This window comes from Mesorhizobium sp. B4-1-3 (assembly GCF_006439355.1).
Lineage (GTDB): Bacteria > Pseudomonadota > Alphaproteobacteria > Rhizobiales > Rhizobiaceae > Mesorhizobium.
This window is the reverse complement of record NZ_VFTG01000012.1, coordinates 26,555-39,928: the sequence shown is the minus strand read 5'-3', so window position 1 is coordinate 39,928 and position 13,374 is coordinate 26,555. Positions and strand designations below refer to the sequence as shown.

At 65.3% G+C, this 13,374-nt stretch carries 12 protein-coding genes; 4 read left to right on the top strand and 8 right to left on the bottom strand.

What is annotated here, in order from left to right:
• Positions 1-28: 28 nt before the first annotated feature.
• The 3 genes from hisG to hisS form a co-directional block, all read right to left on the bottom strand.
• A complete protein-coding gene (hisG, locus tag FJW06_RS16885) occupies positions 29-730 on the bottom strand; it encodes an ATP phosphoribosyltransferase (RefSeq protein WP_140753371.1) in 702 nt (233 codons plus the stop codon).
• Positions 727-1,845: an ATP phosphoribosyltransferase regulatory subunit gene (locus FJW06_RS16880; RefSeq protein ID WP_140753370.1), complete on the bottom strand. Its 1,119-nt coding sequence runs from the start codon at positions 1,843-1,845 to the stop codon at positions 727-729. The genes hisG and FJW06_RS16880 overlap by 4 nt, the downstream gene beginning before the upstream one ends.
• A 178-nt stretch (positions 1,846-2,023) precedes the next feature.
• Positions 2,024-3,520, bottom strand: a complete 1,497-nt coding sequence (gene hisS / locus FJW06_RS16875; protein WP_140753449.1) for a histidine--tRNA ligase — start codon at positions 3,518-3,520, stop codon at positions 2,024-2,026.
• Positions 3,521-3,850: 330 nt separating this feature from the next.
• On the opposite strand from hisS, the gene FJW06_RS16870 reads away from it, so the two are divergent.
• Both FJW06_RS16870 and FJW06_RS16865 read left to right on the top strand, forming a co-directional pair.
• Complete coding sequence (locus FJW06_RS16870) at positions 3,851-4,072, top strand: hypothetical protein (RefSeq protein WP_140753369.1); 222 nt, start codon at positions 3,851-3,853, stop codon at positions 4,070-4,072.
• A 27-nt stretch (positions 4,073-4,099) separates the two neighbouring features.
• On the top strand, positions 4,100-4,483 hold the full coding sequence (locus FJW06_RS16865; RefSeq protein WP_140753368.1) for a hypothetical protein: 384 nt from the start codon (positions 4,100-4,102) through the stop codon (positions 4,481-4,483).
• Between the two features lie 44 nt (positions 4,484-4,527).
• On the opposite strand, the gene FJW06_RS16860 is transcribed toward FJW06_RS16865, so the two are convergent.
• Positions 4,528-5,166: a DNA-3-methyladenine glycosylase I gene (locus FJW06_RS16860; RefSeq protein ID WP_140753367.1), complete on the bottom strand. Its 639-nt coding sequence runs from the start codon at positions 5,164-5,166 to the stop codon at positions 4,528-4,530.
• Positions 5,167-5,380: 214 nt separating this feature from the next.
• Here FJW06_RS16860 and FJW06_RS16855 point away from each other — a divergent pair, with 214 nt between their 5' ends.
• The gene (locus tag FJW06_RS16855) at positions 5,381-6,121 is read left to right on the top strand and encodes a L,D-transpeptidase (protein WP_140753366.1); all 741 of its coding nucleotides are present in this window, start codon (positions 5,381-5,383) and stop codon (positions 6,119-6,121) included.
• A gap of 367 nt (positions 6,122-6,488) precedes the next feature.
• Positions 6,489-7,409: a bifunctional 5,10-methylenetetrahydrofolate dehydrogenase/5,10-methenyltetrahydrofolate cyclohydrolase gene (locus FJW06_RS16850; RefSeq protein ID WP_140753365.1), complete on the top strand. Its 921-nt coding sequence runs from the start codon at positions 6,489-6,491 to the stop codon at positions 7,407-7,409.
• Here the strand turns inward: FJW06_RS16850 and glcF are convergent, their stop codons facing one another.
• The 4 genes from glcF to FJW06_RS16825 all read right to left on the bottom strand — a co-directional run bounded on the left by glcF (position 7,410) and on the right by FJW06_RS16825 (position 13,240).
• Complete coding sequence (gene glcF / locus FJW06_RS16845) at positions 7,410-8,738, bottom strand: glycolate oxidase subunit GlcF (protein WP_140753364.1); 1,329 nt, start codon at positions 8,736-8,738, stop codon at positions 7,410-7,412.
• Positions 8,739-8,803: 65 nt separating this feature from the next.
• On the bottom strand, positions 8,804-10,009 hold the full coding sequence (locus FJW06_RS16840; protein WP_140753363.1) for an FAD-binding protein: 1,206 nt from the start codon (positions 10,007-10,009) through the stop codon (positions 8,804-8,806).
• A 273-nt stretch (positions 10,010-10,282) separates the two neighbouring features.
• Positions 10,283-11,779, bottom strand: coding sequence for an FAD-linked oxidase C-terminal domain-containing protein (locus FJW06_RS16830; RefSeq protein ID WP_140753362.1), 1,497 nt, complete (start codon positions 11,777-11,779; stop codon positions 10,283-10,285).
• A gap of 144 nt (positions 11,780-11,923) precedes the next feature.
• Positions 11,924-13,240, bottom strand: coding sequence for a DUF3422 family protein (locus FJW06_RS16825; RefSeq protein WP_140753361.1), 1,317 nt, complete (start codon positions 13,238-13,240; stop codon positions 11,924-11,926).
• Between the last annotated feature and the right edge of the window lie 134 nt (positions 13,241-13,374).

Below are 13,374 nucleotides of genomic sequence, written 5' to 3'. Positions count from 1 at the left end.
CCGTCAAAGGTCCCCCTCTTGAGGGCCCTCAGGGAGGAGGGAGGACGCTCATCTTCACGGCGATGTCGCGCAAGACCGCTTCATCAGCCGCATCGCGCCGCTTCTTCGACGCTACCAGACAGGCCTGCGACTTCAGAATCGTGCCGTCGCCCAACACCTTGAGGTGGTTGGCGCGCAGCGTCGAACCGGTGGTGGTGATGTCGACGATGACGTCCGCAAGGCCAGCGGCCGGCGCGCCTTCGGTGGCGCCGAGGCTTTCGACGATGCGATAGACCTGGATGCCGTGCTTGAGCGAAAAGAACTGCTGCGTCAGCCTCCAGTATTTGGTGGCGATGCGCAAGCGCCGGCCATGGCGCTGGCGGAAATCGGCCGCGACATCGTCGAGGTCGGCCATGCTGTCGACATCGAGCCAGATGTCGGGCACCGCGACCACGACATCGGCATGGCCGAAGCCGAGGCGGGCGACGATCTCGGCGCGCGCTTCCCAGTCGGCGAGGTTCTCGCGCAAAAGGTCCTCGCCGGTGATGCCGAGATCGACCGCGCCCTGGCCGATCTCGCCGGCGATCTCGGATGCGGACAGGAAGGCCACCTCGAGGTTGTCGAGGCCGTCGATGCGGGCACGGTATTTGCGGTCGTCCTCGGGCAAGGTGACGGCCAGGCCGGCCTTGGCCAGCACCTCGAGGGACTGCTCCTTGAGTCGTCCCTTGGACGGGATAGCCAGCGTGATCATTTGGCGCTCTCCCGCAAGGCTTCGATACGGTCGAGCCAGACCGAGAAGCCGACGCCGGGAATCGGCTTCTTTGCCCCCAGCAACGTCAGCAGCCGGTCGTAGCGGCCGCCGCCGACCAGCGGCCGATCGCCATCCGCCACCGCGATCTCGAAGACAAGGCCGGTGTAGTAATCCAGCGGGCGGCCGAAGGCGGCATCGTAACGGATTTGCGCCATCGGCAGACCATGCGCCTCGATCGCCTTGGCGCGGGCGGCGAAATTCTCCAGCGCCGGCCCCAGCGACAGGCCGGCATCGGCGGCGAATTTTTCCAGCGCCGCGGTCGCGTCGCTGAGCGCGACGTCGATCTCGAGAAAACCCTTGAGCGCCGAGAAGGCCTCGTCGGACAGGCGCACGCTGCGCAGCTGCGCTTTCTCGATCAGCCGGCGCGCGATGTCGGCCGGCGCGCGGCCGCCGGAAGCCGACAGCCCCGCCTCCTCCATGCCTTCGGCAATGTGCGCGGCGAGGCCTTCCGCATCGCCGTCGAGCACCAGCAAGGCGACGGGACCGGAGAGCTGGCTGTTGCGTGGCGGATTGGCGAGATCGGCAAGGGCGGCCTCCAGCATCGGCGCCGAGCCGAAGGCGCGGGCAAGGCGCATGCGCCAGCCGCGCGGCAGGCCGAGCGCCGCCAGCACCGCCTCGAACAGGGTCTGGTCGCCGAGCGTGATGGCGAGCTTCCTTCCGGGCAGCACCCGCGAGAGCAGCGCATGGGCGTCGGCCAGCGAGCGGGCATCGGCGGCGGCCGTGTCGCGGTCGCCGAGATCCTCGATGCCGGCCTGGAAGAACTCGTTGCCGCCGTCGCGGCGCTGGCGGAACACTTCGCCCAGATAGGAATAGCGGCGCGGCGTGCCGGCCTGGCTGGCGATGTGGTCGAGGCAGACGGGAATGGTGAATTCGGGCCTGAGGCACAGCGTCTTGCCCGTCTCGCTTTCGGTCAGGAAAATGCGCCGGCGCAGGTCCTCACCCGCCATATCGAGAAACGGATCGGCCGGCTGCAGGACAGCGACCTCGACCGCGTGAGTGTCGCGGGCGGCGAAGAGTTTTGCGATGTCGGTGGCGATGGCGGGACGGGAGGTCATAAAGCGCCACCTCCCCTTCCCCCCCTGTGGGGGAAGGTGTCGCCGAAGGCGACGGATGAGGGGTGCTCCAGCGGAGTGAGACGTTGGCGTACCCTGGAACACCCCTCATCCGTCTCGGCGCTACGCGCCGATCCACCTTCTCCCACAAGGGGAGAAGGAAAGGACAGCGCGGTGCCCGTCACTTCGCCCGCTCCTCGGCCTGCGCCGCGAGGATCTTCTTGACCTCGCCGACCAGCTCACCCTCGGCCACCGTCACCTGCGCCGGCCGCGCGGCGCGCCATTCGGCATTGTCGGTGATCTCGGCCGACATGCGGGCGCCTTCGATCAGGTCTTTGATCTGCACCTCGCCCTTGGCGCGCTCGTCGCCACCTTGGATGACGGCGACCGGGCTGCCGCGGCGGTCGGCATATTTCAGCTGCGCCTTCATGCCGGCGCCGCCGAGATACATTTCGGAGCGGATGCCGGCGGCGCGGAGCTCGGCGACCATCTTCTGGTAGCGGCCAAGGCTTTCCGTATCCTTGTCCATGACCAACACCACGACCGGCGCGACGACATCGGAGGTATCGAGCTTGCCGAGGTTCTTTAGCGCCGTCATCAGCCGGGAGACGCCGATGGAGAAGCCGGTCGCCGGCACCGGCTCGCCGCGGAAGCGCGAAACCAGCCCGTCATAGCGACCGCCCCCGCCGACCGACCCGAAGCGAACGATCTGGCCTTCATCGTTGGGGATCTCGGCCAGCAGCTCGGCCTCGAAGACGGGGCCGGTATAATATTCGAGGCCACGCACGACTGAGCGATCCATCACGACGCGGTCGTCGCCATAGCCTGCCGCCCTGACCAGAGCCTCGATCGTCGCCAGTTCACCCACGCCTTCTTGGTACACAGCATTGCCGCTGACGCTGGCATCCTGGCCAGCCCGTCCATTTCTGGCCGTTGCGAGCAGAACCGCCTCAGCCTGTGTGTCATTCAACCCGGCGCCCTTGGCGAAGTCGCCCTCGCCTTCCTTGCCGCCGTCCCAGCGCCCGGGACCAAGCAGGAGCCTGACGCCTTCCGGCCCGAGCTTGTCGAGCTTGTCGATGGCGCGCAGAACCGTTAGCCGGCGGCCGGCATTTTCCTCGCCGCCGAGGCCGATGGCCTCCAGCACGCCGTCGAGCACCTTGCGGTTGTTGACGCGGATGACGTAATCGCCGCGCTTGATGCCGAGCGCCTCCATGACATCGGCCATCATCATCGCCATCTCGGCGTCGGCGGCGACGCCCGGCGTGCCGATCGTGTCGGCATCGAACTGCATGAACTGACGGAAGCGGCCGGGGCCGGGCTTTTCGTTGCGGAACACCCAGCCGGAGCGATAGCTGCGATAGGGTTTCGGCAGCTTGTCGAAGTTCTCGGCGACGAAACGGGCCGTCGGCGCCGTGAGATCATAGCGCAGCGACAGCCACTGGTCGTCATCGTCCTGGAAGGAGAACACGCCTTCGTTCGGCCGGTCCTGATCGGGCAAAAATTTGCCCAAAGCATCGGTGTATTCGATCATCGGCTGGTCGACCGGCTCGAAGCCGTAAAGCTCGTAGACCGAGCGGATGGTCGCCATCATCTTCTCGACAGCGCGAATGTCTTCGGCGCTGCGGTCGACAAAACCGCGCGGCAGCCGCGCCTTCGTCTTTTCGGATTTGTCGGCCATGGGATCGGTCTTTCTGGTCAATGGGCGCGCGTTTCCTAAACGATGCCGCTTGGAGCGGCAAGGGTTAGCGCCTCGCCTTCTCCCCTTGTGGGAGAAGGTGGATCGGCGCGCTAGCGCCGAGACGGATGAGGGGTGTTCCAGCGGAGTGAGGCCTCGGCATTCCCTGGAGCACCCCTCATCCGGCCGCTTCGCGGCCACCTTCTCCCACAAGGGGAGAAGGAAAAACTGAAACAAACAACGCCAAAAAACGAAACAATTCCGCCGTCGGCGCGGCACGCTGCCGACACAATCGGCGACCATAAAGCGCGCCGAAACAAGGGGTTCGGGGCCATGGTGACGGCTGAAGATATCATTGAGAGCGGCAAGCCCGCCAGGCTGAGGACTGCCGGCGGCTTTGCGCAGCCGGCCGGGCCGTTCGAGGTTGCAGCCGAGGCGCGCAAGCCGACCATGCGCGACGCGCTGCTGACCGGGCTGCTGGTGATCTATCCGGCCTTCGCAGCCATGGCGGCGATCATTGCCGGGCTGTTCCTGACCGGCGCCGGCAGCGTGTGACTTTCATCCAACGATCGGGGGATCATCATGCGGTTGCGATTTGCGGGCGCGCTTGCCGGCGCGCTTTTCTGTAGCATGCCCGTTGCCGCCAACGCATGCCAGCCGGGCGATGCCCGCCTGGTCGGCCACTATTGCCTCAACGGCGTCATGGAAGTCGGTTCCGAACTGCTGTTGAAGAAAGATGGCAGCTTTGAATTCGCGCTCGCCTATGGCGCCAACGACCAGTACGGCAAGGGCTGCTGGGTGAGGAAAGGCTCGACTGTCGAGGTCATCCCGGCCGGCCGCGGCTCCGCATCCACGCATCATACGCCCGACGATCGCGGTTTCAGCGGACTGGTGCTCACGGTGTCCGGCTCCAGCCTGGTCTGGGACATCAATGTTAGCGGCCATAAGGGCAGGTTCGAGAAGTAGCGCGCTTCTTCCCTTGTCCCCATGTGGGAGAAGGAAAGAGCGCCCTACTTCGGCCGCTTCAGTCTCTCGCGTTCCTTCTCCACCTCGGCGCGGCAGTAGCAGCCTTCGAGATGGTCGTTGACCAGGCCCATCGCCTGCATGAAGGCATAGACCGTCGTCGGGCCGACAAAGCTCCAGCCCCGCTTCTTCAATTCCTTCGAGATCCTCACCGACACTGCCGTCGTCGGATTGGCGCGCAGATGCGCCAGGTCGACGATTTCGGGCCTCTCGTCCGGACCCGGCTCGAACTTCCAGAACCAGGCGGCCAGCGAGCCGAACTCATCGATCATCTCGCGGGCGCGTTTGGCGTTGTTGATGGTCGAAACGATCTTGCCGCGATGGCGGATGATGTCGGCATTGCCGAGCATGCGCTCGACATCTTCCTCGGTGAAAAGTGCCACCTTGTCGAAGTCGAAGCCGGCGAAGGCCTCGCGGAAGTTCTCGCGCTTGCGCAGGATGGTCAGCCACGACAGCCCGGATTGGAACCCTTCCAGGCAGATCTTCTCGAACAGCCGGCGATCGTCCGTTACCGGCCGGCCCCATTCATGATCGTGGTAATGGAGATAGTCCGGCAGGTTGCCATGCCAGAAGCAGCGCGCCTTGCCGTCGGGGCCGTCGAGAATACCGGCATTTTCAGTCGCCATCGCTTGCAAAATCCATTCGTTAATGTGCTTCAGCCCAGCTTTTACCGTGGCTTTACCAGATTCCTGAACCGGCCGGTAACCACACCAAAAGGTTTACTGACAAAGCGGCATTTTACGCATTCCGATTCATGTTTTGCTTGCCGCTCAGCGCCAAGGATCGCGAAACCGAGGGCACCCTCTCCGCCCCGGATGAGTTCGATCAAGGTGCGTTCCGATGAAGACAGCGTTTTGTTCCCTGCTCGGTGCAGCGGCGATCCTAGCCGCCAGCGCCACGACCTCGCTTGCCAATGACCGCTATGCCGACATGCCGCCGGTCATGGTGAGCCCCGACCTTTCGGCGCCGTGGGTGCTGCAGCTTGGCCACGCGCCGGGCATCGTGCGCCCGAGCCGGCAGGCAACGCAGCAGCCGCTGCAGCGCCTGTTCCAGGCGCAGCCCGACCGGCAGAAGACGGCAGCCGTGCAGCAGCCGGCCAAGCGCATGGTGATGCGGCCGCAGATCAACCCGATATACCTGCCGCAGGAAGTCGGCTATGACGGGCCGGCGAAGCCTGGCACCATCGTCATCGATACGCACCAGAATTTCCTCTACCTGGTCGAGAAGAACGGCAAGGCGCGGCGCTATGGCGTTGGCACCGGCAAGCCCGGTTTCGAATGGTCGGGCACGCACAAGATCACCGACAAGAAGGTGTGGCCGGACTGGCGCCCGCCGACGGAGATGATCAAGCGCGAGGCGGCCAAGGGCCGTTACCTGCCGACCTATCTCGCCGGCGGCATCGAGAATCCGCTCGGGGCGCGCGCTCTCTATCTCGGCACCACCGAATACCGCATCCACGGCACCAACCAGCCCTGGACGATCGGCGGTGCGGTGTCTTCCGGCTGCATCCGCATGCGCAACGAGGACGTTGTCGACCTTTACGAGCGCGTGAATGTCGGAACCACGGTCGAGGTGATATAGTCGCGGCGAATCAGCCGGTTAGACGGCGCAGCAGTTTTCTTCCCCTGCTGTTGCCGCCAAGTCATAGTGCGATCCTGCGGGATGTGCTTAAACCGGTGATAGAGTTTACGGGGGACGGGCCGTGTGGGGATACGGCCGGTCACGAAAGGGCAGCGCGGGTAGCCGCGCTGCCCTTTTCGTTTTTGCGTTTTCCTTTGGCGCAGGGCGCGGCAAGTCGCTCCGAACGCAGGCGTATTCGCTTTCGGGGCTGATTTCCCGGCGTGCCTCTGCTATTGCAGTGCACAAATCTTGATAGCCACGCAATTCTGGACGCAACGCCACTTATGCGCTTGTCCTTGAATTGCCTCAGAAGGCAGAGGTGCCAACAATGACCCGGACCGACGACAGCCGCTACCTGAAAGGTGGCCCGGTCGCCCAGCGCATCATCGCTTCGGTGCGCGAAGACGCGGCGATCGCCACAGCCGAAGGTTTTCCGCCGAAGCTGGTTTCGATCACCGTCGGCGATACCGAAGCGGTCGATGTCTATGTGCGCAACCAGCGCGCCAAGGCAGGGCTTGCGGGCATCGGCTTCGAGGAGCGGCGTTTCGCCGCCGACATCACCGCCGGCGAGCTGGAAGCAGCGATCCACGGCCTCAACGCCGACCCGCGCGTCACCGGCATCATCATCCAGCGGCCGGTGCCGGCGCATATCCCGATCAAGACGCTGCAGGCGGCGGTGCATCCGCTGAAGGACGTCGAGGGCATGCATCCGGCTTCGATCGGCAATATCGTCTACAACCAGCTCGACCTGGCGCCCTGCACGGCGGCGGCCTCGGTCGAGCTGCTCAAGGAAACCGGCCTCGAGCTCCAGGGGCTCGAAGTGGTCGTCGTCGGCCATTCCGAGATCGTCGGCAAACCGATCGCCTTCCTGCTCATGAGCGAAGGCGCGACGGTGACGGTCTGCCACCACATGACGCGCTCGGTGGCAGCGCATGCGCGGCGCGCGGACGCGCTGTTCGTCGCCGTCGGCAAGCCCAGGCTGATCAAGGCCAACATGGTGAAGCCGGGCGCTGCCGTCATCGACATCGGCATCAATTCCGAGGTCGGGCCCGACGGCGAAACCCGCATTGTCGGCGACGTCGACACGGACAGCGTCAAGGAAGTGGCGTCCTGGATCACGCCGGTGCCGGGTGGCGTCGGCCCGCTCACGGTCGCGATCCTGCTGCGCAACACCATGGTGGCGCTCAACCGCCAACGCGCGCTCTACCGCGCGACCTATGGCGTACCGGACCAACTGGCGGCGGAATAGCTATTCGGCAGCGATCAAACCGCTGTCGGAAACGCCTTCCGGTCTCGGGCCGCCATAGGCCCAATCGAGCAGTTTTATCGTGTGCACAACCGGCAGCCTGGCGGCGGACGCGATCTGCGTGATGCAGCCGATATTGCCGGTGGCGACCACTGAAGCACCCGTCGCCTCGATGTTCTTCACCTTGCGGTCGCGCAACTTGACGGAGATTTCGGGCTGCAGGATGTTGTAGGTGCCGGCCGAGCCGCAGCACAGATGCCCCTCGCGCGGCTCACGCACCACGAAGCCGGCCTTGGCGAGAAGCTCCTTCGGCTGACGCGTGATCTTCTGGCCATGCTGCATGGAGCAAGCGGAATGATAGGCGACGACCGTGCCCGGCTTGCGCACCGGCTCGGGAAGGTCGAGCGCGGCGAGGTATTCGGTGATGTCCTTGGCCAGTGATGATACCCGCGCGGCCTTTTCGGCGTAGACCGGATCGAGGCGCAGCATGAAGCCGTAATCCTTGATGGTTGTGCCGCAGCCGGACGCGGTGATGATGATGGCGTCGAGCCCACCCTGGTCGATGGCGCGCGTCCAGGCGTCGACATTCCGCCTGGCCGAGGCGAGGGCCTGATCCTCGCGGCCCATGTGGTGAACAAGCGCGCCGCAGCAGCCCTCGCCTTCCGGCACCACGACCTCGGCGCCGAGGCGCGTCAGTAGCGAGATTGTCGTGTCGTTGATGGCGGGATCGAGCACCGACTGCGCGCAGCCGGTGAGGATGGCGACGCGGCCTCGCTTCTTGGTCCCCTTCCCGGCATGCGTGCCCGGTTTCGCCATCGGCGATACCGGCGGGATCGAGGACGGCGCAAGCTTGAGCATGGCGGCGATCGGCTTCAGCGCCGGCAGCTTGTCAAACAAGCCTATGAACGGCCGGCCCAGGCCTGCAAGCTTCAGCGCTGCGCGGAAGCGGCCAGGATAGGGCAGCACGGCAGCCAACACGGCACGCGTCAGCCGGTCGAGCAGCGGACGCTTATAGGTCTCCTGGATATGGGCGCGGGCATGGTCGACCAGATGCATGTAGTTCACGCCCGACGGGCATGTCGTCATGCAGGCGAGGCAGGAGAGACAACGGTCGATATGGGTGACGATTTCCTTGTCGGCGGGCCGGCCGTTCTCCAGCATATCCTTGATGAGGTAGATCCGGCCGCGCGGCGAATCGAGCTCATTGCCCAAAGTCACATAGGTCGGGCAAGTGGCGGTGCAGAAGCCGCAATGCACGCATTTGCGCAGGATCTTTTCCGATTCCGCGACATGCGGGTCGGCAAGCTGCGCGGCTGAGAAATTGGTCTGCATATATCAGTCTTTGTTTAGACGCCATTCCGGACGGAAAACCGTTTCACACTTTTCCTGGAATTGCTCTAGGCCATGCGGCCGGGGTTGAGAATCTGCTTCGGATCGAACTCGGCCTTGAGGTGCGCCGACAGCGCCGCCAGATGCGGCGGCTGCGGCTCGAACACAGGCAGCGCCGCGCGGTGCGGGGCGGAGGCGCGCACCAGCGTGCCATGGCCGCCGCCATATTTGCGGATCAAGCCGCGCAGCAAATCAGCCTCCGGATCGTCCTCGCGCATCGACAGCCACACCAGACCGCCTTGCCAGTCATAGAAGGCATCGACCGCCGCCTGCATGCGCAGCGCCATCACCATGTGATGCGCCTGAGACGGCGCCATCGAGACACGCCAGATAGGCCGCGCGCCGCCATCGGCAAACGGAACGCAATCGCGGATGTCGCGCCAGATCGCCTTCGACGCCTCGCCGGCGATCTCTTCCAACGGTCCGGCCTTGTCGAGCAGCTTTCGCAGCGCCTCGATACGATAGACGACCGAAGGGCCAAATCCCTCGACGCGCAGCAGCGTGGCGGCATCGCTGCCGTGCTTGCCGCCGGCGACCTTAGCGGCGATGCGCTCCGGCAGGTGTGCGGCGCTAGACACTTCGGCGCTGGAACCAAGCGCCAGCGCCATGGCGGCCACGGCGGCATCATCGAGCAGGCCACGAATAGCCAAGGTCACTTCGGTTTCCGCAGCAGGCAAGACCTTGAAGGTGACGTCGGTCAAGACGGCGAGCGTGCCCCAGCTGTTGGCCATCAGCTTGGAGAGGTCGTAGCCGGTGACGTTCTTCACCACGCGACCGCCCGATTTGAAGGCCTCGCCACGGCCGGAGACGGCGGCGACGCCAAGGATGTGGTCGCGGGCGGCGCCGGCCTTGAGGCGACGCGGACCGGACAGGTTCGAAGCCAATACGCCGCCGATTGTGCCTTTGCCCGGCTCACTGCCGAGCAGCGGGCCGTAATCCATCGGCTCGAAGGCGAATTGCTGGCCGTTTTCGGCGAGCAGTTTTTCGATCTCGGCGAGCGGCGTACCGGCGCGGGTCGACAGCACCAGCTCGGCCGGCTCGTAGAGGGTTACGCCGGTGAGGCGCGAGAGGTCGAGTGTGTGTTCGGTCTGCAATGGGCGGCCGATGCCGCGCTTCGAGCCATGGCCGAGGATCTCGAGCGGCGTTTCCTCGGCGGCTGCCCATTGGATGGTGGAGAGGGTTTCGGCGGGAGTGGAAGGGGTGAAGGTGGTCATGGTGCGTGGACCTGGTTCCTCGCCTCCGCAACGCGGGGAAGAGGTGGCTCCGGCGCAGCCCGAGACAGGCCGAGTTCCTTCGCGCCCCCCTCTGTCCTGCCGGACATCTCCCCCTCTAGGGGGGAGATTGGCAGCTTCTGGGGCCGCGCCTCACTTGCGACGTCGAAGGTTGGCGAAGGCCGCGATGACAGCTGATCTCCCCCCTTGAGAGGGAGATGTCCGGCAGGACAGAGAGGGGGGCGAAGGAACGCCGTCATGCGAAATTAGTCCCCATCAAAACCTCGGAATATCCGGAAACGCCACCTGTCCTCGATGCACATGCATCCTCCCCAGCTCCGCGCAGCGCCGCAGCTGCGGGAACACTTTTCCCGGGTTGAGCAGATGGTTGGGATCGAAGGCGCATTTGACGCGCATTTGCTGGTCGAGGTCGATCTGGTTGAACATCTCCGGCATCAGGTCGCGCTTCTCGACGCCGACGCCGTGCTCGCCGGTCAGGACGCCGCCGACCTCGACGCAGAGGCGCAGGATGTCGGCGCCGAAGCTTTCGGCCTTGTCGAGTTCGCCCGGCACGTTGGCGTCGTAGAGGATAAGCGGGTGCAGATTGCCGTCGCCGGCGTGGAAGACATTGGCGACGCCGAGGCCGTATTTCTCGGAGAGATCACGCATGCCGGCGAGCACGCGGGGCAGTTCCTTGCGCGGGATGGTGCCGTCCATGCAGTAATAATCGGGCGAGATGCGCCCGACGGCCGGAAAAGCCGCCTTGCGGCCGGCCCAGAAGCTCAGCCGCTCCTGCTCGGACTGAGAGATGCGGCAGGTGCTCGAGCCATTGCGGTAGGCGATCGCCTCGACGAGGCCGATCAAATGGTCGACCTCGACGCTCGGGCCGTCGAGCTCGACGATCAAGAGCGCCTCGACATCGAGCGGATAGCCGGCATGGACGAAATCCTCCGCCGCGTGGATCGCTGGGCGATCCATCATCTCCATGCCGCCCGGGATGATGCCGGCGCCGATGATGTCGGCGACGCATTGGCCGCCCTCTTCGCTGGTCGGAAAGCCGATCAGCAATGCGCGCGCGGTCTCCGGCTTTTTCAGGATGCGGACGGTCACCTCGGTAACGACGCCGAGCAGGCCTTCCGAGCCGGTCATCACGCCGAGCAGGTCGTAGCCTTCCTGGTCGAGATGGCTGCCGCCGAGCCGCACCACCTCGCCGTTCATCAGCACCATCTCGATGCCCAGCACATTGTTGGCGGTAAGCCCGTATTTCAGGCAGTGCACGCCGCCGGAATTCTCCGCGACATTGCCGCCGATCGAGCAGGCGATCTGGGAGGATGGATCGGGGGCGTAGTAGAAGCCCTCCTGCTCGACGGCGGTGGTGATGCCGAGATTGGTGACGCCCGGCTGGGCGACGACGATGCGGTTCGGGTAGTCGATCGCCAGGATGCGGTTGAAGCGGCTCATCACCAGAAGCACGGCATCTTCGAGCGGCAGCGCGCCGCCAGACAGCGAGGTGCCGGAGCCGCGCGGCACGACGCGGATATTGCGCTCGTTGCAATATTTCAGCACGCGGGAAACCTGCGCCACCGTTTCCGGCAGCACCACGACCAGCGGCAACTGCCGGTAGGCGGTGAGGCCGTCGCTTTCGAAGGCGCGCATCTCATTGGCCGCGTCGACGACCCCCTCGCCCGGCACGATGATGCGCATGTCGGCAACGATCTCGGCGCGCCGGCGCATGGTCTCGGCATCTGGCTTGGGCATGGCTAGGCCGGACATCGGTCATCTCGCTTTGCTGGTCAAAATCTTTTACCAGCCTGACGATTTTGTTGCAAACGCTGCTTTGATCGCATCGGGCGACGGACGTAACGCCAAGCTTCCGCAGCGGCAATCTGCCGCTGGCTTTACGCCATCGAGAGAAGATTACTCCCCCGGATGCTTCGCCGGCTCGGAATGCATTTTGCGCACCCGGCGCACGCCCCACCAGACGAGCAGGATGGCGACCGGGACGGAAGCCGCGGTGACGATCTCGGGCGCGAAAGCGTGACCGAAGATCGAGGCGCCCTTGGCGACATAGCCGATGAGGCCGACGACGTAGTAGGAGACGGCGGCCACCGACAGGCCTTCGACGGTCTGCTGCAGGCGCAACTGCAGCCGGGCGCGGTTGTTCATCGAGGCGAGCAGGTCGCGGTTCTGCTTCTCGACCTCGACATCGACCCAGGTTCGCAGAAGCGTGGTGGCGCGGGTGAGTTTGCGCGACAGGTTTGCCTGGCGCTCCTCGACCGAACGGCAGGTGCGCATGGCCGGCGCCATGCGGCGCTGCAGGAATCCAGCCCAGGTGTCATAGCCTTGCACCGGCTCCTCATCCAACGCCCCGAGCCTTTCGGTGACGATGCCGTCGTAGGCGCGGCTGGCGCCGAAGCGATAGAGGCTGGATGCGGCGTCGGCCTCGAGCTCGGCGGCAAGCTCGGTGAGGTCGGCGAGCAAGGTCTGGCTGTCACGGGTCTCGACCGCCTTCATCTCCAGCGTGGTCTGCGCCAGGCGGTCCTCGATGCGGCGGGCGCGGCCGGACAGCGTCAATGCCATCGGCAGGCCAAGCATGGCCAGTGTCCGGTAAGTCTCGATATCGATCAGGCGCTGCGACAAGGCGCCGGTGCTGGCCGGCGTCAGGCCGCGGTCGAGCACCAGCATGCGGGTCAGGCCGTCGCCATCCTGGCGGAAATCGGTGATGATGGCGGCAGCGCCCCGCTCGACCAGCGAATAGCACAGGCTGGTCGGATCGAAGCCGGCGATCAGCTTTTCGCTGGCCTGAGTCCATTTGCGAATTTCGAGGCGGATGCCGGAAATCACCGTGCCGGGCGGCGAGAAGCCATTGCCGAAGGGCGAATCCTCCTGGGCCCGGCCGTTCTCAGCCAGCGGCCCTTCCCAAAGATAGGTTGAGAATTCCGTATGCCGCTCCCAGCGCAGCGTGCCCTTGCCCCATTTCATCGCATGGTGGCGGGCATTGCGCTCGGGCGCGGCGATGCCCAGCCGCCGCGACAGTTCGGACAGCACGGCATGGTCGACGGCGGCGCCGCCCTCGGTCATGAAGGAAAGCTGGATGAGCACGCGCGGCTTTTCGATCAGCGGGTGCGGGCGCGCATGGACCTCGCCCAGCGCGCCAGGTCGCCCCTCATGCGCCGGGAAGCCCATCACGCTGCCTTGCGCGCGCGGCTGGAATTCGAGCTTCTCGTCCGACACGGCTGGTCCCCCTGGTTTCGACCCATCGTGCAATCCGGTCGTCTTGCGGCAATCGGCGGGACCCGTAAACAGCAAATATCGCCACCCAAGGACGTTGACGCGCGGCAGGCGATGCCGCCGGCGTGGACGAATTG

What these genes read in the sequence shown, in the direction of transcription:
- hisG (WP_140753371.1), bottom strand. Translation starts at nt 730, where the DNA reads ATGATCACGCTGGCTATCCCGTCCAAGGGACGACTCAAGGAGCAGTCC.
- FJW06_RS16880 (WP_140753370.1), bottom strand. Translation starts at nt 1,845, where the DNA reads ATGACCTCCCGTCCCGCCATCGCCACCGACATCGCAAAACTCTTCGCC.
- hisS (WP_140753449.1), bottom strand. Translation starts at nt 3,520, where the DNA reads ATGGCCGACAAATCCGAAAAGACGAAGGCGCGGCTGCCGCGCGGTTTT.
- FJW06_RS16870 (WP_140753369.1), top strand. Translation starts at nt 3,851, where the DNA reads ATGGTGACGGCTGAAGATATCATTGAGAGCGGCAAGCCCGCCAGGCTG.
- FJW06_RS16865 (WP_140753368.1), top strand. Translation starts at nt 4,100, where the DNA reads ATGCGGTTGCGATTTGCGGGCGCGCTTGCCGGCGCGCTTTTCTGTAGC.
- FJW06_RS16860 (WP_140753367.1), bottom strand. Translation starts at nt 5,166, where the DNA reads ATGGCGACTGAAAATGCCGGTATTCTCGACGGCCCCGACGGCAAGGCG.
- FJW06_RS16855 (WP_140753366.1), top strand. Translation starts at nt 5,381, where the DNA reads ATGAAGACAGCGTTTTGTTCCCTGCTCGGTGCAGCGGCGATCCTAGCC.
- FJW06_RS16850 (WP_140753365.1), top strand. Translation starts at nt 6,489, where the DNA reads ATGACCCGGACCGACGACAGCCGCTACCTGAAAGGTGGCCCGGTCGCC.
- glcF (WP_140753364.1), bottom strand. Translation starts at nt 8,738, where the DNA reads ATGCAGACCAATTTCTCAGCCGCGCAGCTTGCCGACCCGCATGTCGCG.
- FJW06_RS16840 (WP_140753363.1), bottom strand. Translation starts at nt 10,009, where the DNA reads ATGACCACCTTCACCCCTTCCACTCCCGCCGAAACCCTCTCCACCATC.
- FJW06_RS16830 (WP_140753362.1), bottom strand. Translation starts at nt 11,779, where the DNA reads ATGTCCGGCCTAGCCATGCCCAAGCCAGATGCCGAGACCATGCGCCGG.